This is a genomic window from Candidatus Pantoea floridensis, from assembly GCF_900215435.1.
Lineage (GTDB): Bacteria > Pseudomonadota > Gammaproteobacteria > Enterobacterales > Enterobacteriaceae > Pantoea > Pantoea floridensis.
Map to the genome: position 1 here is coordinate 3,684,799 of NZ_OCMY01000001.1, position 20,673 is coordinate 3,705,471.

Sequence of the window (20,673 nt, forward strand, 5' to 3'; positions counted from 1 at the left end):
CTGTATGGGTTAGGTCGTTACTCAGTCGGCGCCAGAAAATAATCCAGTCCTTCACGCCAGCCGTGTGGACCGACGTGCGCGGTGTGGTAAACATTTTGCGTATCACTACGTTGCAAATTCACCGGCGTTTTACTGAAGCCTTTTATCACCACGGCATAATCTGCGCGCTCCAGCATCGGTATATCATTCGGGCCATCACCTAAGCCTAAGGTGATACGTGCTTTGCCTTCCTGCTGGGCGACATGCTGCTGAATCTGCTCCAACGCCATCCCTTTACCCGAGCCTGCTGGCATCACATGCCAGAAACGCCCGCCCTGGGTTAGCGCGAGATTATGCTTGGCCAGCGCGCTGCGAAATGCCGCTAAGCGGTGTTCGTCATCACGCCACAACACCACTTCGGAGGCTTCACGCAGCCGGCTTTGGCTGGCCTCGGCCAACGTTAACCCGGTGAAACGCGCGACCTCAGCATCGCTAAATTCATGAAAACCGTTGAAGCGGAAGTGGGATTGCAGAGCCTTGAGCGTTTGGCACAGCGCGCGATAGGCGTCGCTGGGTTCGGTGGGCGCGGTGTGCGCGCCGCTTAGCACCACGCGCGCGCCGTTTTCGGCAATAAAGGGCGCGCCGGTAATGCCCAGTCGCTTCTGCAGCGGTATGATTTCGGCCGCGGTTTTACTGGAACAAATTACCAGCGGAACCTGATGTTGTTTCAGGCGTGTCAGCCATTCACTGGCGGCATCCCAGTTGTAGTCATGATGGTCCAACAACGAACCATCAAGGTCGGTAACGATCATTAGGGAGTCAAGACTCAGCACCATCACACTCCTTACGCCAGTGGCATCCGTAAAGCGAAGAGTAATCAGTATAATAGCGGAATCGCGATCACACTTTTTCCCGGGCTACTGGCCGCGATAACCAGGATAATTCTTAAATGACAGAGGCAGCCGCATCATCTATGCGCACTTCGTGCATGGAAAATAGTGAGCAGTGACGCGGCGTGCAGGGTTTTACCGCTGAAAGGTTATGCAAAAATGTTCGATTTACGTGCAGGGTTAAGACTTGTCTTAAGTAAGCTAAAGCGTAATCTGACAGGGTGTTAAGAATTCCCTGGTGTAACGAATTTACTGAATTATTTTACCCGGCCTTCCCGCCGGGTATTTTTTTGAAATCGATTTCAACGGTTCACTTCGCTGATGGCGAAATCACGAATATCCAGTTCAAAGGCTTCAGCTAGCTCAGTGTAAGAATCATAGGCCTCACCGTTTACCCTGACGCGATGGGCTTGCTCAGCTTCCATGAACTCTTTTACCTCGCCCGAGGTTCTCTTCTGTATCGCGTCAAGTAAAGCATCAACATCAATATTCACTTCGCGCTGCACATTCTCGCTGTACTCTTTTGCCGTAGTCATGGTGGCCTCCCAGAGGCGATCCGCTGTCATTTCAGTATAGACGCTGATGCAAAGAGGGCGGCGGGGGGATTTAAGCAAAAAAAAGCCCGCGCTGCGCGGGCAAAAATCCTTGTTACTTTTAGGTTGACTGCGCCTTTGGGGTTGGTGCAGTGCGAATAAGTGTACGAGCAGCCCGCGTCAAAAGTCTCTCTGCGAAACGTAAAGAAAACGAAAAGCCGCATCTTGACAGAGTTTTACCTCGTTTGAAGTGCATTGTGCGCAGCAGCGTCTATGCTTAGCGCTTATTGATAAGTGATATCAGGGAGTTAGTATGGATTTTCTTCGTATTGTGATTGCGATTTTACTGCCGCCGCTGGGCGTGTTTCTGCAGGTCGGTTTTGGTGGCGCCTTCTGGCTTAATATTCTGCTGACGCTGTGCGGTTACATTCCGGGCATCGTGCATGCGGTGTGGGTTATTGCACGACGCTGATCGCGATCAGGCGCTGTTGATTATCTTCCGTTACACTGTGTCGCAGGACAATTTGTGGAGAGTAATCAATGAAGGTGAATGACCGCGTTACGGTAAAAACCGACGGTGGCCCGCGTCGCGTAGGTACGGTGCTGGCCGTTGAGGCATTTAACGAAGGCATCATGTACCTGGTGGCGCTGGAAGATTATCCGCTGGGCATCTGGTTCTTTAATGAAAGTGAGCATGCGGAAGGGGTGTTTGTTGAGCCGTATGAAGGGGCTTGATGGCTTCCGTGTTCCGGGTGAGCACCAATGCGCATCCGAATAAATGTTGGATCGCCATCCAAGGTGTAATGCTTGTCAGTTTAGCGTTGCACGGTCGCCATGAATGGCGCCCCTACGCTATCTCGCTGGGATTTCGTAGGGTGCGCATTCATGCGCACCTGAAAATATACGCCATTGATTGCTAAGTAGAGAGGGAGCATGCCATTTACGGCGGCCTCCCTCAAAGCAACGCTTAAAACGTCTCCCAATTATCATTTCCCGACGTCGCCAAAGCGGCGCGCGGCGCTAAGTTCGGCGTGCGCAACGTGGGCTGCGCGGCTTTAGCAGCCTGGGCCACCGGGCTATCACTCAAACGGAAGACCGCTACCGCCTGCGTCAAGCGTCCTGCCTGATCTTCCAGTGAAGCCGCCGCGGATGAGGCTTCCTCCACCAGCGAGGCGTTCTGCTGCGTCACGTTATCCATTTCGGTTACCGCCAGGCTCACCTGCTGAATGCCACGGCTCTGCTCGTCCGATGCGGCGGCGATTTCGGCCATAATATCGGTGACGCGGCGTACTGCTTCAACAATTTCACCCATGGTGTTACCGGCTTCACCTACCTGACGTGAACCATTGGTAATTAAACCCACCGATTCAGCGATCAGCGTTTCAATCTCTTTCGCCGCCTGCGCACTACGCTGTGCAAGATTACGCACTTCGCTGGCTACCACTGCAAAGCCACGGCCTTGTTCACCGGCTCGCGCCGCTTCAACCGCGGCATTCAGCGCCAGAATATTGGTCTGGAAAGCGATGCTATTAATGACGTTGGTGATCTCAGCAATTTTCTTCGAACTGCCGGAGATATTGTTCATGGTTTGTACCACGCCATTGACCAGATCGCCGCCGCTGCGTGCTTTGCCTGAGGCATCTGCGGCCAGCTGGCTGGCATGATGGGCATTTTCGGCGTTCTGTTTCACCGTGGCAGTTAGCTGCTCCATGCTGGCTGCGGTTTGCTCAAGCGCCGACGCCTGCTCTTCAGTCCGCGACGATAAATCGGTGTTGCCGGCAGAGATCTCGCTGGAGCCCTGATAGATCGCCACCGCGCCTTCACGCACCGTACCTACCGTGCGCACCAGCGATGCCTGCATCAATTGCAGATTATGCAGCAGGCTGCCAATCTCGCTGCGGCCATAGGCTTGCTCGGGCGCAGTCAAATCGCCCTGAGCGATGCGTTCGATACGGTCGACGGATTGACGCAGCGGCGAGATCACCACGCGACGCAGGAAGACAAAGGTAAGCAGTACCAGCACTAAAGCCGCGGCAAAAGCGGCCGCCATGGCAATAAATCCTACGCGTGATTGATGGGCGGCTTCAGCGTTAATCGTTTCCGCCCGGTCGGTGCGGATTTTAATCGCTTTCAACAGCACATCGTTATACGCATCATCCAGCTTGCGCGTGACGTCCGTTTCCTGCGCCACGATGCCTTCAAAGCTGCCTTGCTTAGCCGATTCAATCATCGGCTTAAGGCCTTTATCGATGTAGGCGTTAAAGCTGGCGGTCAGCGGTTCATCAAGCGCAATGTCAGCCGGAGTTTTCGCCTTGCGATCCATATAAATCTTGAAGCCTTCACGCGCCTGCTTAATCCGCATTTCGGTGCGGGCTAAATCGGCACGATAACCGTCCATTTCACCAATACGCGCGGCCGCACCCGATTGCAGTACATTGAGACGCGCGGTGCGCAGGTGGTTTGAGCTATTAGAGATGCCCATACGGATTTGAATCTCTTCCGTGGCATCGTTCAGGGAGTTGTTACTTTGAATTAAAAAGTAGCTGGCGAGTCCAATGCACAGGGCAAAAAGCAGCAGAATGCCACCAAAGATCATACTGAACAGAGGCATCAGGCGCAGGTTCTGCCAGACGCTGAGCTTATATTGCTCATCAATCGATGCTGTTTTCATATCCTTGCTCTCATGTAGGTAGGTGTTATGAGAGTAAGCATCGGCAGGGCCGGAGAAAGGATTAGACAGGAAAGTGGGATCAAACTCGCAAAACGTAAAAGGGCCAATCACGCGATTAGCCCTTTTACTCTGCATACTTCAAGCTGCAGGCGCGATGGCTGCAGGTGTTTACCCCAGCCACTTACTTGAGTAAGTCCCTGGAATTCATCCCGCTACCGCCTTCCTGCCGCTTGAATTATTTTGGGAAATTAACTTCAGGTAATTATCGCACGTTAACATAAATCCCTGAGGTGACATTATCAGTCAAGCGGACAACATGATAAATAACCTGCTTATTATGAGTTTTAATTTTGCGTTTAATATTACCTTTGTGTGACGAAACGGTTTTAGCTTTAATTTGCATCTTGTCCGAAATTTGAATGGTGTCATGGCCTGACATCCACATTTTCAACATATTAGATTCAGTCTGACTTAATGTCAGCGGATGCACGTCGAGCCCAGCAGAAATACGCGGCGAAGCGTTGAGTTTCTTTTGCAGGTAGGTTCCTAGTAAGGAATCCAACGTCGAGGTTTTTATCGATTTTGATGTAATAATCAGGTTCTTACGAACGTAGAGGTATTCCTCAAAATGGATATTCGAGATCGCCATGAAAATAAAGAATAAGGTATCAGGATGCTGCATAATAATGGCACGAATACGATCGCTAGAATCGGATTCGTGAATAAAGCACTCTTCGTTGATAAACACGACGCCCGGCTTTATTTGTTCACATCTTTGCTGCAATTGTTCAATGTCAGACACAGGAGTAATATTTTTCTTTTTAACTCCCTTGGCAGACATATAGTCAGACAATCCGAGGCGTGTGTAATTACATGAATCCATAATAATCGTTGGCATTATAGCGACCCTCACCAATTTGTTATCCGTTTAAATCAACGATGAATACGCGTTTGCGGTACGAGAGAAATTTCCAAAGACACTTTTTTATTCTGCTCGGCAGATTGGCGATAGTTATCCATGCGCCATCATGACTCTTCCCTGAACCGTGCTGCGAAGTTTTTTTTTTAGTACATCCACGTCACTCTTCACCCAGCCATAGCGGGAATAGCTGAGAATTTGTATTAAGTGTTTAATTCGCTCTGTTTTGAGAGCCCTGTCACTATCGCGCAGATCACAGACAAATCTGATAGGACAATTCTTAAAAACATTTGAATCGCGAAAGTGTGACGCTTTAGCGAGCGTTGACAATGCCGGAAAAAAGGGATTTAGACAAGAAAAATCGCTGTGAATTTTTTTTTGTTTAAAAACAGCCCTTTGAGCATTTCAACACCCAATCCCCAAGGTTTGTCACCTTAAGAATCGTCTGACTAAAATACGCGAAGCGCGGTTTAATAAGAATAATTTTCACCTAAAATGCGCATTTATCAGAATATCCTCAGTTGATTTCTGAGAAATATGGTTTGAAAAATGCACAGACTGATTTTGATTGCTTAACTATTACTTAAGGGCGTCTACAGAATAGTTAATCAACTTGCGCGGGAAAGTTCTGACATAAACTGGGCGAGTAAATCAAAGACTTCGCTAAACAGATGTTCGCAGAAGGGAGCAAGCAGCGGCATCATCATCCCTACGCTGAGTATGCCCACCGTTAAGGTAATCGGGAAGCCAATGGCAAAAATGGAGAGTTGTGGTGAAACACGGTTTAACAAACCTAGTGCCATGTTTAGCGTGAGGAGCAGAACTATTAAGGGCAGCGCTAACATCATGCCATTAAGGAAAATTAATCCGGCGGACTTCACTAACGCCATAAAGGCATTGGCGTTGAGTGGCTGATCGTTAATCGGCAAAGTATGAAAACTGTCCACCAGCAGTGAAATCAGCCAAAGGTGTCCGTTGAAGGTCAGAAACAGCAGCATGGCCAGCATGTCGAGAAAACGCGCTAACACCGGCATGTTTAATCGACTACCGGGGTCAAAAAAGGTGGCGAAGGACAACCCCATCTGCAAGCCAATCACTTCACCCGCCATACGCACCGCGGCAAACGCGAACTGCATGGTCAGCCCAATGCTGATGCCAATTAGCAACTGTTGTAGCAGCAACCAGAATCCAGCTGGGGTAAATAAGGTGACCTCCACCGGCGGCAATACCGGAATGATGATCCAGGTAGTGAGCACCGCCAGGCCAATCTTTACGCGCTTCGGGATCGATTTCTCGCTCAGCATTGGCGCGCTGGCAAACAGCGCCAGTAAACGCACCATCGGCCAGAAAAATTGTGCGACCCAATGGATCAGCTGGCTGCTATCGAGGTTGATCATCAGCCAATGATGTAAGGCAGGTTGCTAAACAGCGTGCGGATATAGTCGAGCATTAGGTTGAGCATCCACGGACCGGCAATTACCGCCGTTGCCGCCACGGCCATGATTTTGGGAATAAAGGAGAGCGTCTGTTCGTTAATCTGCGTGGCGGCCTGCAGCACGCTGATAATCAAACCGCTTACCATGGCCACCAGCAACATCGGTGCCGCCATCAACAGGGCGACGCGCATTGCTTCCTGGCCCATAACCATTACTGATTCAGGTGTCATGCTGCACTCCTCGAGAAAGAAAGGTGAGGGCGAACGCCACTCAAGAGTAGAAACTTTGCGCCAGTGATCCCACCAGCAGCTGCCAGCCATCAACCAGCACGAACAGCATCAGCTTGAACGGCAGGGAAATCGTGGCGGGCGGTACCATCATCATCCCTAAGGCCATCAGTACGCTGGCCACCACCAGATCGATAATCAGGAAAGGGATAAACACGGTGAAGCCAATCTGGAAAGCGGTTTTCAGTTCGCTGGTAACGTAGGCGGGCAGCAAAATCCGCATCGGCACCGCTTCCGGCCCCTGAATCGGCGCGGTATTGGCCAGGCGCGCAAACAGTGCTAAATCCGCTTCACGCGTTTGACGCAGCATAAATTCACGCAGCGGCTGCGCCCCTTTATCAATGGCGTCCGCCATGCTGATTTTGTCCTGGCTGAACGGCACATAGGCGTCGGAGTAAATCTTGTCGAAGGTGGGCGCCATGATAAAGAAGGTCAGAAACAGCGCCAGGCCCAGCAGCACCTGGTTCGGCGGCGCGGAAGGCGTACCGAGGGCGTTACGCAGCAGACCAAACACAATGATGATGCGGGTGAAGCTGGTCATCATCAACAACACCGCTGGTATAAAGGTCAGCGAGGTGATGAACACCAGGGTTTGCACCGGCAGTGACCAGCTCTGGCCACCGTTTGCCAGCGGCTGGCTGATTAAACCCGGCAGCTGCGCATGGGCAACCGGTGCCAGCAACAGCAGCGGCAGAAGAGGAAGTAATCGACGCATCATTAAGGTTTTCCGGGACGTTTAACCAGATTCTGGAATAGCTGACGAAAATCCTGCGGTGCCGCACTGTTCCCGGTCTGTTCTTCCGGGGGCAGCGGCGGTAAAGAGTGCAGATGCGTGATTTGCTGAGCTGTCACGCCCAACACTAAACGCGCATCGGCGGTATCCACAATCACCACACGCTCACGCTGACCCACCTGTACGGTGGCGCTGACTTTCAATGCCTGGCCCGTCACCGTTTTCGGGGCAAAACCCAGGCGCTTTGCCAGCCAGCCGCAGGCCAGAATCAGCAGCACAATTACCGCCAGCACGCTGCTGACTTGTCCAATCACCGAGCCGGTAGAGACCACCGGCTGGCTGTGAACCGGCTGTGCGGTTTGCGTGTTTTTTAACATGCTTAACGGCTCAGGCGACGCATACGTTCAGACGGCGTAATGATGTCGGTGATGCGCACGCCGTACTTATCGTTCACCACCACCACTTCACCTTGCGCAATCAAATAGCCGTTGATGAGAATATCCAGCGGCTCGCCGGCCAGCCCATCCAGCGCTACCACGGAACCCTGCGTCAGACGCAGCAGCTCTTTGATAGTCATCTTGGTGCGGCCCAGTTCCACGGTCAGTTTGACCGGGATATCCATAATCAGATCGATATCCTGCAGCGAACCGCTAATGCCAGGATTCTCGAGGGATTTGAAAACATTCTCGGTGGGATCGGGCGCGCTGGTGGTGGTTTGTTCATTCATAGCTGCAGCCCACAGATCGTCCGCGGAGATGTCGTCGTCGGACGGTTTCTTGCTGTCACTCATCGGGCTGTTCCTCGTTCAGCGAATTCAAAATCGGGTTAATCAAATGTTCTACACGCAGGGCATACTGACCATTGATGGTGCCGTATTGGCTGGTGAGCACCGGTACGCCATCGACGTGGGCAATGATGCGGTCCGGCTTCTCAATGGGCAGGACGTCACCGGGTTTCAGCTGCAAAATGCGCGACAGGCGCAGCGATGTTTCCGCGAAGTGGGCAATCAGCTCCAGCTCCGAGTGCTGCACCTGTTTCACCAGATTGTCGCGCCAGTGATTATCTTCCCGACGCGAGTTTTCCAGCGGTGGATTGACCAGCAGCTCGCGCAGCGGCTCAATCATCGAAAACGGTATACAGATGTTGAATTCACCCACCAGGTTACCAATCTCCACCTGGAACGGCGTGTTAACCACGATGTCGTTTGGTGAGGTGGTGATGTTGGTGAATTTCACCTGCATCTCTGAACGCACGTACTCCACGTCCAGCGGATAAATCGCCTTCCAGGCATCGCTGTAGCCATCCAACGCCAGCTTCAGCATGCGGCGAATCACGCGCTGCTCGGTATGGGTGAACTCACGGCCTTCCACTTTGGTCGGAAAACGACCGTCGCCGCCAAACAGGTTGTCGACAGCAATAAACACCAGGCTCGGTGAAAACACCACCAGCGCCGTACCGCGCAGCGGCTTCAGGTGGATCAGGTTCAGGTTGGTTGGCACCGGCAGGTTGCGGGCAAACTCGTGATACGGCTGAATCTTGATCGCACCCACACTAATATCTGGGCTACGGCGCAGCAGGTTAAACAGCGCCATACGGAAATGACGGGCAAATCGCTCATTGATGATCTCCAGCGCCTGCAGACGCTCACGCACCACGCGACGCTGGGTATTGGGATCATAGGGACGGATATCGCCATCTGCCCCTTTGGAACTGTTCTCTACTTCCGCACTGTCACTGTCGCCATTAAGCAGCGCGTCAATCTCAGCCTGGGAGAGAATGCTATCGCCCATTAAATCACCTCAAAATGAAGGCGGTAAACAGCACGTCACTGACTACCTGAGTCGGTTGATTTTTTACCAGCGGCGGCGCCAGCACCTGTTTGATCTGCTCAACCAGGGCCTGCTTGCCTTGCTCGGTCGCCAGCACGGTTGCGCTTTGACGCGAAAGCAGCAACAGCAAACGGCTGCGCACTTCAGGCAGGTAATCATTCAACCGACGACGGGTGTCCTCATCGGGCAGACGCAGGGTGAAGCCCACGTACAGCACACGGTCGGGATCGTTGTCAGGATTGACCAGGTTTACTGTAAACGTATCCATTGCAAAAAATACTGGAGCAGGCGGTGGCTCGACTTTCGTCGCTTCCGTTTGACTGCCCTCGTGTTTATTCATCATTCGCCAGACTGCATAGCCTGCCACGCTGCAAGCGGCCAGCGTTACAATCAGTAACACCGGAATTAGTAGTGAACGTTTGCGGCCTTTTGCTTTCGCGTTATCAGACATGTTTGCAGTTACTTCCTGTGAATTATGGGCAAGCCTCTCGGCTTACCTGGACAGATTATCCCGCGTCTTAAGTCAAACAATGGGAAGAAAAGACGCGGGTTTTACGCTTACCTTCAGCGTTTAGCGGCTGTCAGGCAAAGATATCGACAGCGCCGTTACCGGCCACGCGCGCTTGAAGGGCTGCCGGGACGGCAATAGGCGTTATCTCGTTGTCATTGTCCTGGGAGAGGGTAAAGCTGCCGTGCTGTCCGTCACGACGTCCTTCCTGCTGGCCTTGATAACTCTGGCCCTGTGCGAAGGCGTCGCTGCTGACGTTACTCTGTCCCAGGTTTATACCGCTCTCCGCCAGCGCTGTACGCAGCTGAGGAAGAGCCGCTTCCAGCGCGGCCCTCACTTGGCTGTGGCTGGAAACCATTGTTAACTGTGCCTGATCCTTATCGAGACTCAGGTTGATCTGGATAGCGCCCAGATCCTGCGGATGTAAGCGCAATTCGGCGTTCTGCTGCCCATTGCGACTGAACATCACAATCTGCTGACTCAGCGCCTGCTGCCACTCGTTACTGCCGAGCTGCGCATTCAGCATCGGCGTCGACGGGGTGGTGCTGGTCGAGGCGGTGCTGGTCATGAGCGAACTGGTGCTGCTTAGCGGTGCGCTGGTTAACGGCGTTACCGGATCATTGCTGCTTTGTGCCGCGCTGCGCTCTTCCGGTTTGCTTAGCGTATTCAGCACCTGTTTGAAACTTTCATCCAGCGTTAGCCCGCCGGTGTTGCTTGCCGTGGTGCTCGCGCTGCTGGTCTGCGTGTTGGCAGCCGTTTGCGTTAAGAGGTTTACAGCATCGCTGGACTTCTTCTGGCCACTCTGCGGCTGCGCCTGTTCTTCTTTTACTGCACCCTGCAGCGAACTGCTTAACAATGCCGAATTAAGCGAAGCGCGCGTATCGGCATGGCCGTCGTTCACGCTGTTACTTACCGTTGACTGACTGGTGCGGTTCTCGAGTGCCACCGGCAACATGGCAAATAATGCCTGCACATTCTGTAAGTCGCTGGCACTTAACGAACTTGCCTCACTCTTGTCTTTATCATCGGCTGAATTCAGCGTGGCTTTAGGGTTAACCGGCTGTAAAAGTGTGTTTAACGCCTCGGGTTTCTCCAGCGCCTGCAATAACGCGCTTAATGACGCTTTTGTGACGTCTTTTTCATCAGCTTTTGCTGTCAGATCAGACGATTGCGTGTTAACACCTTGTTGCTTCGCCAGGGTTAGCAAGCGGTTACCCAGCTCAGTAATAAATCCCTGCGGCAGCGTATCCACGCTTTGCACAAGATCGCTGGAAACTGAACTGTCTGCGTCTCCTAAACCCGAGGTTTGCGTTGCAACTGTTGGCAGCGTAATCATTCGCCTTTCCTCAATGCGGCCCGTTGGGCAAATTCATCCATCCGTTTCTGATCGAGACGGTTTTCCTGTCGTAATGCATTTTCCTCAGCGCGCGTAATCAGCGTTTGATAGGCATTGAGTCGCTTGTGCTTTTCGCGCCAGTTGCTCAGCGCGGTTTCCAGACGCTGATTCCACTGCGAAAGCTGTTGGCGATGCTGATCGATGGCTTTTTCCAGCGTCTGAATAAACTGGTGATAATTGGTCCAGCGGGTGCTGGCGATGCCGCCGGACATATCCTGATTGAGCTTATTGCGGTACTCATCCTGATAATCCAGCAGCATGGTGAGCTGCTCATCGGCTTGCTGTACGCCGCGACGCATATCGCCGAGATGAATCACGGCGCTCTCCAGCTCTTGCTCTGCCAGATCGCGCAGCTTATTGATAGCACTGGCCGTTTTCATGGCTTAACCTCGCTTCTAAGCGCTAACCGAACATCGCCTGCAGATGCAAACAGGCATCGTCGTAGTCGCTGCGTTCGAATATGCCCTGATGCAGGAAGGCTTCCATTTCCGGATAGAGCTTGATGGCTCGGTCCAGCATCGGATCGCTACCTGCGGCATACGCACCCACACTCACCAGATCGCGGTTACGCTGGAAGCTGGAGAGCAACTGTTTGAACTGACGCACGCGTGCATAGTGCGACTCATCAATTAATGAGGTCATGGCACGGCTGATTGACGCTTCAATATCAATCGCCGGATAGTGACCGGCTTCCGCCAGACGACGTGACAGCACAATGTGGCCGTCGAGAATCGCGCGCGCCGAGTCGGCAATCGGGTCTTGCTGATCGTCGCCTTCGGTCAACACGGTATAAAAAGCGGTAATCGACCCGCCGCCGTGGGTACCGTTACCGGCACGCTCTACCAGCGCTGGCAGTTTGGCAAACACCGAAGGTGGATAACCTTTGGTTGCCGGTGGCTCACCGATAGCCAGCGCAATTTCACGTTGCGCCATGGCGTAGCGGGTGAGGGAATCCATAATCAGCAGCACGTGCTGGCCGCGATCGCGAAAATCTTCAGCGATACGCGTGGCGTACGCGGCACCCTGCATACGCAGCAGCGGTGAAACATCCGCTGGCGCGGCGATCACCACCGAACGCGCGCGGCCTTCTGCGCCCAGGATGTTCTCAATGAACTCTTTGACTTCACGGCCACGCTCACCAATCAAGCCCACCACGATGACATCGGCTTTGGTATAACGCGCCATCATGCCCAGCAGCACGCTTTTACCTACGCCAGAACCGGCAAACAGGCCCATACGCTGGCCGCGACCTACGGTAAGCAGCGCATTGATGGCGCGCACGCCGGTATCCAGCACATCTTCAATGGGCGTACGCTGCAGCGGGTTGAATGGCGCAGTGATCAGCGGCGCACGATAGCCGGTTTCCGGCGCGGGCAGACCATCCAGCGGTTTGCCGCTGCCGTCCAGCACGCGGCCCAGCAGCTCCGGACCCAGCAGCATCTGCTTGCCGCTTTGACCGTTATCACCGCTCACGCGCGCATACACGCGGGCGCCGGGTAAAATGCCGTCCACCTCTTCTAACGGCATCATCAGCAGTTTCTGCCCATTAAAGCCGACCACTTCACTCTCAACCTCGGTGATCTTGCTGCCATCGCTACGTTCAATGATGCAGGTGGCACCGAGCGGCAGTTGTAAACCCGTTGCTTCCAGCACCAGGCCGGTCGCGCGCGTCAGGCGGCCGTAACGGCGCACCGTTTGCACCTGTGAAATGCGGTCTTCGAAGGCATCGAGTGCGCCGAGCCAGCGCGAGAGACGCGAGGTCATTACAGTGTCCCCGGAGCGGCCAGGCGGCACAGCTCCTGCCAGCGCGTGGCCACGCTAGCGTCAAGGTCGCCATCCTCGGCGCTGAGTTTGCAGCCGCCGGGATGCAGCGTGCTATCGGCCAGCAAGCGCCAGCCGTGCAGATCCAGCGTTGGACCGAGCGTCTGCTCGATGCGCTGCAAATCATCCGGATGGACGCGCAGCTGCGGTTTGCCGCTGAACATGGGTTCCTGCTGAATCAGCTGTTGAATCTGACGCAGCAGGGCGCTGCCATCCACCTGCGTGGCCTGGCCAATCACGGTGCGCGCTGCTTCCAGCGCCAGCTGCATCAGGCGTGAGGCGATGACGCTGTCCAGCGCTTCAAGCGTGTGATGGAACTCGGTGACCAGCTGCTGCATGCGCGCCTGTAACGGCGCCTGTTGCTGCTGCGCATCGGCTAAGCCCTGCTGAAAACCGGCGTCGTAGCCGTTCTGCTGCGCTTCGGCAAAGCCTTTTTGGTAGCCTTCGCTGTAGCCCTGCGTCTGCGCATCTTTCCGCATCTGCTGCTGCATGCGCTCCAGCTGCTGTTGCTGTTCAGCTTCAGCGCTCAGCTCAACATCCTCTTCCGGCTCCGCGGGCTGCGGCTCCGGTTCGGCGCTGAAGGGGCTGCCTAAATCATCAGGCTGCCAGCGCTGCCAGGCGCGGGCGGAAAAGGCATCAGACATAAGTTTCCTCGCCTCCGCCAATTACCATTTCGCCAGATTCCGCTAAACGACGCACCACCAGCAGGATGGCTTTCTGTTCGTTCTCCACCGCAGACATTCGTACCGGACCACGGTTGGCCAGATCGTCACGCAGAATATCGGCGGCACGCGCCGACATGTTCTTGAGGAACTTCTCGCGCAGCGGCTGTTCGGCGCCTTTCAGGGCGATCAGCAACTGCTCGGATTCCACTTCCTGCAGCAGGCGCTGGATGCTGCGATCGTCCACTTCCACCAGGTTTTCGAACAGGAACATCTCGTCGATGATCTTCTGTGCCAGCTCGCCATCGAAATCGCGTACCGCTTCGATAACCGCTTCTTCCTGCTGAGTTTTCATCAGGTTGATAATTTCTGCTGCGGTCCTTACACCGCCCATCTTCGCGCGCTTGAGGTTGGTACCATCCAGCAGGCCATTGAGCACTTCGGTCAGTTCGGCCAGCGCGGCTGGCTGGACACCACCGAAGGTGGCGATACGCAGCATCACATCGTGGCGCAGACGCTCGTCGAACAGCGCCAGAATATCGGCCGCCTGACCACGTTTGAGGTGGACAAGAATGGTGGCGATAATCTGCGGATGCTCGTCGCGGATAAGGTCGGCCGCTGCCTGAGGCTCCATGAAGTTGAGCGTTTCCATCCCGCTGGTGGTCTCGTTCTTCTCGAGAATATCTTCCAGCAGGCTTGAGGCGCGCTCCTCGCCCAGCGCCTTGATCAGCACCGAACGCAGGTATTCATTCGAGTTGAGGCTCAGCGCGGCAAACTGTTCCGCATCCACTTCAAATTCGCGCAGCACTTCGGTGAGCTGCTTATGCGACACCTGCCGCATGCTGGCCATCGCCGAACTGAGGTGCTGCACTTCACGCTGATTGAGGTGTTTGAACACTTCCGCTGCGCGCTCTTCGCCGATGGTCATCATCAGAATGGCGCTTTTCTCTGTACCGGTCAGACTCATAGTTCTTTACTCATCCATTCACGGATAACCAGCGCCACAACGCGCGGATCGTTTTCAGACATGTCGCGGATGCGCTGGCTCATCACCTCGGCGCTCATGCGATTGGTGGATTTGCGCTCCTGATCCAGCTCGTCTTTGCTGAGCTGCACGCTATAGGCTTCCTCTTCTTCCATCGCCGCGGCGCGGGCTGCTGCGGCTTCGGCCGCCGCTTTCTCTTCTTCTTTCTTACGCATCAGCTGAGGACGTACCAGCTTGCGATAGAGGATGAAGCCCACCAGCGCGACCAGCAGCCAGCGACCTGCGGTCATCAGCTGATCGAAGAACGCTTGTTGCTGCCAGAATGGCAGGTCGCCGCCGCTTGGCTCGGTCATGTTGAACTGCGAGTTCACCACATTGACGCTGTCGCCACGCGTTTGCGAATAGCCCATGGCTTCGCGGGTTAAATCTTCAATTTGTTTGATCTGCTGATCGTTCAGCGCCACCGCTTTGCCTTTACCGTCATCGCGGTAGTTCACCACCACGGCAACGGAGAGGCGCTGCACGTCACCGACGTTCAGCTTGGTATGACGAATGGTGCGATCCAGCTCATAGTTAACCGTGTCGTTACGGGTGGAGCTGCTTGGGCCACTCGCTTGTGCGGTGCTGGTGGTGCTGCCGTTGTTCTGCGCATTGGCGTTGGCGTTTTGCCCATTCGCATTCTGACCGTTGGCATTATTGTTATTGTTGTTCTGCGGATTGGTCACCGGCGCGGTGTTTGCAGGCGCAGGCTGATTGGACAGGGCGCCAGGCACGCCGCCCGGATAGGGGCTGCCATTCTGTTCGGAATTGCTGGTCTGGCGCGAACGCACCGCCGTGCTGTTCGGATTGGCGTTCGGCTGGTATTTTTCGTCGGTCTGTTCGCTGCGGTCAAAGTTGATCTGCGCCGTCACCTGCGCATGTACGTTGCCCTGGCCAACAATCGGATTCAGGATCGCTTCAATGCGCTGCTGGAAGCGCGCTTCAACTTCCGAAGCATATTTGAGCTGGGCATCGTTCAGATCGCGACCTTCGCTGTCGGAACGCGTCAGCAGGCGACCTGACTGATCGACCACCGTCACGTTACCCGGCGGTAAACCTGCCACGCTGCTGGAGACCATATGCTGAATGGCCTGAATCTGGCCTTCATCTAATGCACGTCCCGGCTGCAGGTTCAGCGTTACCGAAGCGGATGGTGCTTTCTGTTCACGCACGAACAGCGTCGGTTTTGGCATCGCCAAGTGTACGCGTACGCTTTTTACCGGGCCAAGCGTCTCGATAGTGCGTGAAAGTTCACCTTCCAGCGCGCGCTGGTAGTTGATCTGCTCACTGAACTGGCTGATGCCGAACTTCTCTTTATCCATCAGCTCGAAGCCAACATTGCCGCCCTTCGGCAGACCCTGTTGCGCGAGGCGCAGGCGCAGCTCATGCACCTTATCGGCGGGCACCATCAGCGCGCCACCGTTCTCGGCGAATTGGTAAGGGATATTCATTTGCGTTAGCTGGGTGACAATCGCGCCGCCATCCTCATCAGAGAGGTTGTTATATAGGACGCGATAATCAGGCGCTTTAGCCCACAGCACCAACGCAAAAACCACCGCGATAACCGCAGCGGCAGCAACAATTAAGGGAATACGCGGATTGGCGCGCAGGCGGGCGAGAAGGTCACTGAAGCCTTTCTTTGCTGTATCCTGTGTAGCGGCTGCACTCGCATTCATGACCGTTTCCTGCCTGACATAATTGACCGGGTGTGGTGTTGTGGTGACAAAACGTACTCCCTAATATTTCCCCCCTAAAATCGGCAGGGGAAAAGAATAAATTCCACTTCAATGCGGGCATTATTTGATGAATCGTGTCACTTCGATGGTTGGATAAGCCGGGTTTTTTGCGTTCATTTAGCGCCTTTGTCCTATTGACACTGTGTTACCTTTCTCATCGTGAAAATTTAATCCCTTCTTCAATGAGGAACAGGCAATGTCAATTCAGGCGATTGATGGCGTGTTGCAGCAGCTGCAAATGACGTCTTTACAGGCCAGCGGTAAGCAGGCTGAGTCAACCAATCAGGTAGATTTCAGCGCCACCATGAAAGCGGCACTGGACAAAATTAGCGACACCCAAACGGCAGCCCGCACCCAGGCGCAGGATTTCGAAATGGGCAAACCGGGCATTCAGCTCAATGATGTGATGGTCGATCTGCAAAAATCCTCAATATCCATGCAGATGGGCGTGCAGGTGCGTAACAAACTGGTGTCGGCGTATACCGATATCATGAACATGCAGGTGTAGTTTCAGGTATAGTTCCGCGCGGTGATTGTTGTCGTGTCAGGCGGGAAGGGCGGGCTGTTACAGTGTGCAACCGGGGGCCCGGCCTTACGCGCGGCATTATTTAGAGAAGAGGATTCTCACGTGAAGAATGGCCTGCTGTTGTTAATCGCTGTTGTCCTGCTGTCGGGATGCGACAAGGATGAAGCGACGTATTACCCGCAAATGAAAAACTACGCCTATCTCTATCAATTCGAAGCCCTGCCGGGCAAGGTAAAAAATACCCATCAAACGTTGTTCACTGCCGATGGCCAGCAAATCTTTGACGTGAATGTCGATTTCGATCGCGACGGCTGCCTTGCGCATGTTAAATCCGTCGGCAAAGAGGGCGAGGTGATTGAAGTGTCGCGCGAAGGCGATCGGTTAATCGGCAGCGAGAATGGTCAGGACGTTGTGGTGACGCTGGATAAAAACTGCGCCATGGTGAAGAAGGTTACGCCAGCGCTTAGCGTGGATATTGCCTATAACAAACAGGGTTTGGTTGAGCAACTCTCATCGCCAGCCTCCGACGTGGCTTTTCATCTGGCTTATAATAATGCCGGTGAAATGGCGGTGTTAAGTATTACCCAAGCTGGAAAAGAAATGTCGCGTGCCACCGCAGTCCGGGACGCGGATAAGAAAAAAATCTCGGATGTGGTCACCACGGTAAAGCGTAACGATCAAATAAAAACCGTCAGCAACCTGTGCAAATATAAAAATCATGTCCCTTATTACTGCGACATCATTACTGCGGACGCGGCAGGTAAGGTGATGGACAAGCAGTACGGCAATATCGAAGTGGCTTATTATTAGTGCGGTTATTTTGGTGCGCATCAATGCGCACCTTATACAGGAATGCGGCGGTTTTGCTTAGGTCGCCATTCACGGCGACCGCAAGGTTATTTAATTTCCGGCCACGCCACGGACGGGAATCCATTCAACAGCGGATAGGCAAACAGGAAACCCTGGAACTGGCTAATGCCCGCAGCTTCCAGCCACATCCACTCTTCTGCTTGCTCAACGCCTTCGGCAATCACCGCAATCTCCAGTGACGCGCAGCACTTAATGATCGCGTGCATAATGGCCTGTTTGGGGCCGCTTTTATGGACATCACGAATAATTTCCCGATCGATTTTAATCTTGTCCGGCTGGAATTTTGATAACAGCGACAAGCCGGCAAAGCCCGCACCAAAATCATCCAGCGCCAGACTGATACCCGCCGCCTTAAGCTTTCTGACTTCAGCAGCGAATTCATCGGAGCGTGAAATGATCTCGTTTTCGGTCACTTCCACAATAATCTGCTGGGGAATTAATCCACTCGCTTCAATCTCTTCCAGCAGGAAATCCACTGCATTGGGCACCGCCACCAGCGACATCGGCAAGAGATTTACCGACAAACGGTGATCGCCGATACCCAAGTGATAGGCCAGCTTAAACGCCAGGCTTTTGGATTGAATATCCGCATGGTAAATGGCGTCGCCCCCGAAGGCGGAAAAATACTCCTGCGGAGAGCCGCCGGTCGGGGTGCGGATCAGTGCTTCGTAAGAGGTTACGCGCCGGGCAAAGGGATCGATAATTGGTTGAAACGCAAAACGACAATCCTGCAAGGTATCAGCAAAATCGATGAGCTCCGTTGCATCGGCTTCATCGGCAATAAATTCCCAGGTATTGGCCGGGGGAATTTCAAAATAGTTCTCTTTATCACGCGCCACTACGAAGGTTCGCAAGAACTGCAGCGCGCGATCTTTGTAGGTCAGCTGATAACGGGAGGTGCCTTTATCCAGCACCGCTTGCAGCACGGTATCTTTGTCATGTTCGCGCAGATCAAACAACTCCATCCCTACCTTGCCAAAACGGCGCTCTGGGGCGAAGTCATGCATCAACTCGACAAGATTATGATGGCGCGCATCCTGGCAAATACGCTGATAAATGCCCTGCACGGCGTCACGTGGCCCCTCCAGCAGCTGGAAAAAATGCAGGCCATCAAATAACAAAATGCCGGTGACATCGAAGTTTTTGTTTTTACTGTTGGCTTTAGCAACCATATCTTCGAGCGTTTTGATCGGCACGTGATCGTGCAAATGACTGCGATAAATTATCGTGGTAAGCATGGCGATTGTCCGGCTAATTTCTAATTTTGTGGCTACATTAACAGGCAATCGCCCGGGTCTGTCCAGAGCTTGTCGCGCCTGGCGTAAACTTTTTTTAAAATAATAGGTTAACCGAAGCGGTTAACGGCTGCGGTATCGCCGCAATTCCATTAGCGTGCCAATAATTTCCAGCCTGGATGTTGCTGTGTGCAGGTGCGGGAAATCGTCATTAGCCGGGCGCAGCGCGAACGTTTTCTCGTCATGCTGCTGCGTTTGCAGGCGATAAAAACGCACCATTGCCACGCCATCCACTAACGCCAGCACCGCATCTCCAGGCTGTGGCGCAACCTGTGGATCAAAGATTAAGGCGTCCCCGGGCCGGTAGTCGGGCAGCATCGACTGATCTTCCACCGTCACCGCCAGCGCCGCATCGCTCAGCGTTGCTTCCCGATAGAGAAAATGTGTGGCCTGCTGCTGTAACAGCAGGCGCGCTTCACTCAACCATTCCGACGCTTGCGCAAGACTAATTAATGGCACCGCGGTCACCGGCGCGCGCCTGGGCGCAGCGGTAAACACCTCGCCATCGCCATCAATGATCCACGCTGCCGTGCATTGCAGCCATTCCGCCAGGCGCAGCAAATTTTCACCGCGCGGCACGGTTTCCTCCTTTTCCCACTGCGATACCGCGACATGCGACACCCCGATCCCTTTCGCCAGGGTTTGCTGGGTCAGTTGCAGTGCTTTACGTCGTGCCCGGATGCGTTCACCGGATGATTCTTTTTTCATCATCTTGACATCTCCTGAAGAATTAACTTAAGTATACTTAAATTCATAAGTTAAAGTAAACTTAAATTCAGGCGTTGACCGCAAAGCTGGCAAGGGTGGTCAGCGTGCTTTTGGGGCGCAACCCTTGCCAGGGTTGAGAGGTGAAGCATGGAAAGTAGTTTGGTCACCAGCGTAGGTGCGTTGCTTCTCGGCGGCGGCGCTGCAGCTGTGTTCTGGAAACCATTAATGGCGGGTATCGCCGCCATTGTGACCAGCAATCGCGCTGGCGGCGAGATCATCACCAGCTACAAAGAGCAGGTGATGCTGCTCAAAGAGGGCCATGCACTGATGCGCCAGGAAAATGACGAGCTGCGCATTCGACATGACAAAAATCTGCGGCGTATCTCTTCGCTGGAAACCGATCTGCGGCTGATAAAAAACGCGCTGAGTATTTTGCTGGCCACCACAGAAGCCGAACACAGTGAGAAGTTCCGCCATCAGGTCAACCAACTTATCACCACTCTGGAGGAGAGTCGCGATGATGCAGATAAACAGTGAATACGTAGTGAAAAACCATCGGCGCCAACTGTTCCTCGGCGGCTTTCTGCTGATGTTATCGCTGATGTGCGTCGCGATGACGGTGCTGTTTTTGTTCGTTAGCAACAGTGCCAATCAGCGGGTGGAGGAGATTCGCCAACAATATCGGACGATATCAGAACGCCGTGAAGCCCGCGTGGCAGAGCTCACCAACCAGCTGGTGACGCTGCAAAACAAGCTCGACGATTTATCTAACCATCCCGTTAGCACGCGCGCTGATAAGGGTAAACCGGCTGAAGGAGACTCGTCGCCGCCTCAACCCAAGCGTTAAGGA

The 20,673-nt window shown here is 53.9% G+C and carries 25 protein-coding genes; 6 read left to right on the plus strand and 19 right to left on the minus strand.

All coding sequences use genetic code 11. The features are described 5' to 3' along the window. Positions 1 to 17: 17 nt before the first annotated feature. Both CRO19_RS17175 and CRO19_RS17180 read right to left on the minus strand, forming a co-directional pair. Complete coding sequence (locus CRO19_RS17175; RefSeq protein ID WP_097096920.1) at positions 18 to 815, minus strand: mannosyl-3-phosphoglycerate phosphatase-related protein; 798 nt, start codon at positions 813 to 815, stop codon at positions 18 to 20. Positions 816 to 1,171: 356 nt separating this feature from the next. Next, positions 1,172 to 1,405, minus strand: a complete 234-nt coding sequence (locus CRO19_RS17180) for a DUF2525 domain-containing protein (protein WP_097096921.1) — start codon at positions 1,403 to 1,405, stop codon at positions 1,172 to 1,174. Between the two features lie 310 nt (positions 1,406 to 1,715). Here CRO19_RS17180 and CRO19_RS17185 point away from each other — a divergent pair, with 310 nt between their 5' ends. Continuing rightward, positions 1,716 to 1,874, plus strand: a complete 159-nt coding sequence (locus tag CRO19_RS17185; protein WP_097096922.1) for a YqaE/Pmp3 family membrane protein — start codon at positions 1,716 to 1,718, stop codon at positions 1,872 to 1,874. Between the two features lie 68 nt (positions 1,875 to 1,942). Then, positions 1,943 to 2,137: a protein DsrB gene (gene dsrB / locus CRO19_RS17190; RefSeq protein ID WP_097096923.1), complete on the plus strand. Its 195-nt coding sequence runs from the start codon at positions 1,943 to 1,945 to the stop codon at positions 2,135 to 2,137. Positions 2,138 to 2,369: 232 nt separating this feature from the next. Here dsrB and CRO19_RS17200 read toward each other — a convergent pair whose 3' ends face one another. The 15 genes from CRO19_RS17200 to fliF all read right to left on the minus strand — a co-directional run bounded on the left by CRO19_RS17200 (position 2,370) and on the right by fliF (position 16,364). Next, positions 2,370 to 4,073, minus strand: a complete 1,704-nt coding sequence (locus CRO19_RS17200; RefSeq protein ID WP_097096925.1) for a methyl-accepting chemotaxis protein — start codon at positions 4,071 to 4,073, stop codon at positions 2,370 to 2,372. 262 nt (positions 4,074 to 4,335) lie between these two features. Then, positions 4,336 to 4,971 carry a transcriptional regulator RcsA gene (gene rcsA / locus CRO19_RS17205; RefSeq protein ID WP_097096926.1) on the minus strand — a complete coding sequence of 212 codons (636 nt, stop codon included), beginning with the start codon at positions 4,969 to 4,971 and terminating at the stop codon, positions 4,336 to 4,338. A 629-nt stretch (positions 4,972 to 5,600) separates the two neighbouring features. After that, the gene (fliR, locus tag CRO19_RS17210; protein WP_097096927.1) at positions 5,601 to 6,389 is read right to left on the minus strand and encodes a flagellar biosynthetic protein FliR; all 789 of its coding nucleotides are present in this window, start codon (positions 6,387 to 6,389) and stop codon (positions 5,601 to 5,603) included. Further along, positions 6,389 to 6,658, minus strand: a complete 270-nt coding sequence (gene fliQ / locus CRO19_RS17215) for a flagellar biosynthesis protein FliQ (RefSeq protein ID WP_097096928.1) — start codon at positions 6,656 to 6,658, stop codon at positions 6,389 to 6,391. The genes fliR and fliQ overlap by 1 nt, the downstream gene beginning before the upstream one ends. 40 nt (positions 6,659 to 6,698) lie before the next feature. Further along, positions 6,699 to 7,430, minus strand: a complete 732-nt coding sequence (gene fliP / locus CRO19_RS17220; protein WP_097097688.1) for a flagellar type III secretion system pore protein FliP — start codon at positions 7,428 to 7,430, stop codon at positions 6,699 to 6,701. A 2-nt stretch (positions 7,431 to 7,432) separates the two neighbouring features. Beyond that, positions 7,433 to 7,825 (minus strand): flagellar biosynthetic protein FliO, encoded by a 393-nt coding sequence (gene fliO, locus CRO19_RS17225; protein WP_097096929.1) that lies wholly within the window; start codon positions 7,823 to 7,825, stop codon positions 7,433 to 7,435. A gap of 2 nt (positions 7,826 to 7,827) precedes the next feature. Continuing rightward, positions 7,828 to 8,238 (minus strand): flagellar motor switch protein FliN, encoded by a 411-nt coding sequence (gene fliN / locus CRO19_RS17230; RefSeq protein ID WP_008105402.1) that lies wholly within the window; start codon positions 8,236 to 8,238, stop codon positions 7,828 to 7,830. Next, on the minus strand, positions 8,231 to 9,238 hold the full coding sequence (gene fliM / locus CRO19_RS17235; protein WP_097096930.1) for a flagellar motor switch protein FliM: 1,008 nt from the start codon (positions 9,236 to 9,238) through the stop codon (positions 8,231 to 8,233). Before fliM ends, fliN begins: the two co-directional genes overlap by 8 nt. A 4-nt stretch (positions 9,239 to 9,242) precedes the next feature. After that, the gene (fliL, locus tag CRO19_RS17240) at positions 9,243 to 9,728 is read right to left on the minus strand and encodes a flagellar basal body-associated protein FliL (RefSeq protein ID WP_097096931.1); all 486 of its coding nucleotides are present in this window, start codon (positions 9,726 to 9,728) and stop codon (positions 9,243 to 9,245) included. A 130-nt stretch (positions 9,729 to 9,858) separates the two neighbouring features. Beyond that, entirely contained in the window at positions 9,859 to 11,121 is a 1,263-nt protein-coding gene (locus CRO19_RS17245) for a flagellar hook-length control protein FliK (protein WP_097096932.1), read from the minus strand. Then, entirely contained in the window at positions 11,118 to 11,561 is a 444-nt protein-coding gene (gene fliJ, locus CRO19_RS17250; RefSeq protein ID WP_097096933.1) for a flagellar export protein FliJ, read from the minus strand. Before fliJ ends, CRO19_RS17245 begins: the two co-directional genes overlap by 4 nt. A 22-nt stretch (positions 11,562 to 11,583) precedes the next feature. Next, positions 11,584 to 12,945, minus strand: coding sequence for a flagellar protein export ATPase FliI (fliI, locus tag CRO19_RS17255; RefSeq protein WP_097096934.1), 1,362 nt, complete (start codon positions 12,943 to 12,945; stop codon positions 11,584 to 11,586). After that, positions 12,945 to 13,646, minus strand: a complete 702-nt coding sequence (fliH, locus tag CRO19_RS17260) for a flagellar assembly protein FliH (protein ID WP_097096935.1) — start codon at positions 13,644 to 13,646, stop codon at positions 12,945 to 12,947. Before fliH ends, fliI begins: the two co-directional genes overlap by 1 nt. Next, positions 13,639 to 14,631 carry a flagellar motor switch protein FliG gene (fliG, locus tag CRO19_RS17265; RefSeq protein WP_097096936.1) on the minus strand — a complete coding sequence of 331 codons (993 nt, stop codon included), beginning with the start codon at positions 14,629 to 14,631 and terminating at the stop codon, positions 13,639 to 13,641. The genes fliH and fliG overlap by 8 nt, the downstream gene beginning before the upstream one ends. Next, on the minus strand, positions 14,628 to 16,364 hold the full coding sequence (fliF, locus tag CRO19_RS17270) for a flagellar basal-body MS-ring/collar protein FliF (RefSeq protein WP_097096937.1): 1,737 nt from the start codon (positions 16,362 to 16,364) through the stop codon (positions 14,628 to 14,630). The genes fliG and fliF overlap by 4 nt, the downstream gene beginning before the upstream one ends. 256 nt (positions 16,365 to 16,620) lie before the next feature. On the opposite strand from fliF, the gene fliE reads away from it, so the two are divergent. Together fliE and CRO19_RS17280 are read left to right on the plus strand one after the other, a co-directional pair. Beyond that, entirely contained in the window at positions 16,621 to 16,932 is a 312-nt protein-coding gene (gene fliE, locus CRO19_RS17275) for a flagellar hook-basal body complex protein FliE (RefSeq protein ID WP_097096938.1), read from the plus strand. A gap of 120 nt (positions 16,933 to 17,052) precedes the next feature. After that, positions 17,053 to 17,760: a YnfC family lipoprotein gene (locus CRO19_RS17280; protein WP_097096939.1), complete on the plus strand. Its 708-nt coding sequence runs from the start codon at positions 17,053 to 17,055 to the stop codon at positions 17,758 to 17,760. 86 nt (positions 17,761 to 17,846) lie between these two features. Here the strand turns inward: CRO19_RS17280 and CRO19_RS17285 are convergent, their stop codons facing one another. After that, complete coding sequence (locus CRO19_RS17285) at positions 17,847 to 19,058, minus strand: diguanylate phosphodiesterase (protein ID WP_097096940.1); 1,212 nt, start codon at positions 19,056 to 19,058, stop codon at positions 17,847 to 17,849. Positions 19,059 to 19,178: 120 nt separating this feature from the next. Continuing rightward, entirely contained in the window at positions 19,179 to 19,826 is a 648-nt protein-coding gene (locus CRO19_RS17290) for a S24 family peptidase (protein WP_097096941.1), read from the minus strand. A 144-nt stretch (positions 19,827 to 19,970) separates the two neighbouring features. Between CRO19_RS17290 and CRO19_RS17295 the strand changes: the two genes are divergently transcribed. Further along, positions 19,971 to 20,360 (plus strand): hypothetical protein, encoded by a 390-nt coding sequence (locus tag CRO19_RS17295; RefSeq protein ID WP_097096942.1) that lies wholly within the window; start codon positions 19,971 to 19,973, stop codon positions 20,358 to 20,360. Further along, positions 20,341 to 20,670 carry a hypothetical protein gene (locus CRO19_RS17300; RefSeq protein ID WP_176519165.1) on the plus strand — a complete coding sequence of 110 codons (330 nt, stop codon included), beginning with the start codon at positions 20,341 to 20,343 and terminating at the stop codon, positions 20,668 to 20,670. The genes CRO19_RS17295 and CRO19_RS17300 overlap by 20 nt, the downstream gene beginning before the upstream one ends. The last annotated feature ends 3 nt before the right edge of the window (positions 20,671 to 20,673 follow it).

Bases quoted from the DNA above. Each gene is read 5' to 3' on its own strand.
- CRO19_RS17175 (WP_097096920.1), bottom strand. From the start codon at position 815: ATGGTGCTGAGTCTTGACTCCCTAATGATCGTTACCGACCTTGATGGT.
- CRO19_RS17180 (WP_097096921.1), bottom strand. From the start codon at position 1,405: ATGACTACGGCAAAAGAGTACAGCGAGAATGTGCAGCGCGAAGTGAAT.
- CRO19_RS17185 (WP_097096922.1), top strand. From the start codon at position 1,716: ATGGATTTTCTTCGTATTGTGATTGCGATTTTACTGCCGCCGCTGGGC.
- dsrB (WP_097096923.1), top strand. From the start codon at position 1,943: ATGAAGGTGAATGACCGCGTTACGGTAAAAACCGACGGTGGCCCGCGT.
- CRO19_RS17200 (WP_097096925.1), bottom strand. From the start codon at position 4,073: ATGAAAACAGCATCGATTGATGAGCAATATAAGCTCAGCGTCTGGCAG.
- rcsA (WP_097096926.1), bottom strand. From the start codon at position 4,971: ATGCCAACGATTATTATGGATTCATGTAATTACACACGCCTCGGATTG.
- fliR (WP_097096927.1), bottom strand. From the start codon at position 6,389: ATGATCAACCTCGATAGCAGCCAGCTGATCCATTGGGTCGCACAATTT.
- fliQ (WP_097096928.1), bottom strand. From the start codon at position 6,658: ATGACACCTGAATCAGTAATGGTTATGGGCCAGGAAGCAATGCGCGTC.
- fliP (WP_097097688.1), bottom strand. From the start codon at position 7,430: ATGCGTCGATTACTTCCTCTTCTGCCGCTGCTGTTGCTGGCACCGGTT.
- fliO (WP_097096929.1), bottom strand. From the start codon at position 7,825: ATGTTAAAAAACACGCAAACCGCACAGCCGGTTCACAGCCAGCCGGTG.
- fliN (WP_008105402.1), bottom strand. From the start codon at position 8,238: ATGAGTGACAGCAAGAAACCGTCCGACGACGACATCTCCGCGGACGAT.
- fliM (WP_097096930.1), bottom strand. From the start codon at position 9,238: ATGGGCGATAGCATTCTCTCCCAGGCTGAGATTGACGCGCTGCTTAAT.
- fliL (WP_097096931.1), bottom strand. From the start codon at position 9,728: ATGTCTGATAACGCGAAAGCAAAAGGCCGCAAACGTTCACTACTAATT.
- CRO19_RS17245 (WP_097096932.1), bottom strand. From the start codon at position 11,121: ATGATTACGCTGCCAACAGTTGCAACGCAAACCTCGGGTTTAGGAGAC.
- fliJ (WP_097096933.1), bottom strand. From the start codon at position 11,561: ATGAAAACGGCCAGTGCTATCAATAAGCTGCGCGATCTGGCAGAGCAA.
- fliI (WP_097096934.1), bottom strand. From the start codon at position 12,945: ATGACCTCGCGTCTCTCGCGCTGGCTCGGCGCACTCGATGCCTTCGAA.
- fliH (WP_097096935.1), bottom strand. From the start codon at position 13,646: ATGTCTGATGCCTTTTCCGCCCGCGCCTGGCAGCGCTGGCAGCCTGAT.
- fliG (WP_097096936.1), bottom strand. From the start codon at position 14,631: ATGAGTCTGACCGGTACAGAGAAAAGCGCCATTCTGATGATGACCATC.
- fliF (WP_097096937.1), bottom strand. From the start codon at position 16,364: ATGAATGCGAGTGCAGCCGCTACACAGGATACAGCAAAGAAAGGCTTC.
- fliE (WP_097096938.1), top strand. From the start codon at position 16,621: ATGTCAATTCAGGCGATTGATGGCGTGTTGCAGCAGCTGCAAATGACG.
- CRO19_RS17285 (WP_097096940.1), bottom strand. From the start codon at position 19,058: ATGCTTACCACGATAATTTATCGCAGTCATTTGCACGATCACGTGCCG.
- CRO19_RS17290 (WP_097096941.1), bottom strand. From the start codon at position 19,826: ATGATGAAAAAAGAATCATCCGGTGAACGCATCCGGGCACGACGTAAA.
- CRO19_RS17295 (WP_097096942.1), top strand. From the start codon at position 19,971: ATGGAAAGTAGTTTGGTCACCAGCGTAGGTGCGTTGCTTCTCGGCGGC.
- CRO19_RS17300 (WP_176519165.1), top strand. From the start codon at position 20,341: ATGATGCAGATAAACAGTGAATACGTAGTGAAAAACCATCGGCGCCAA.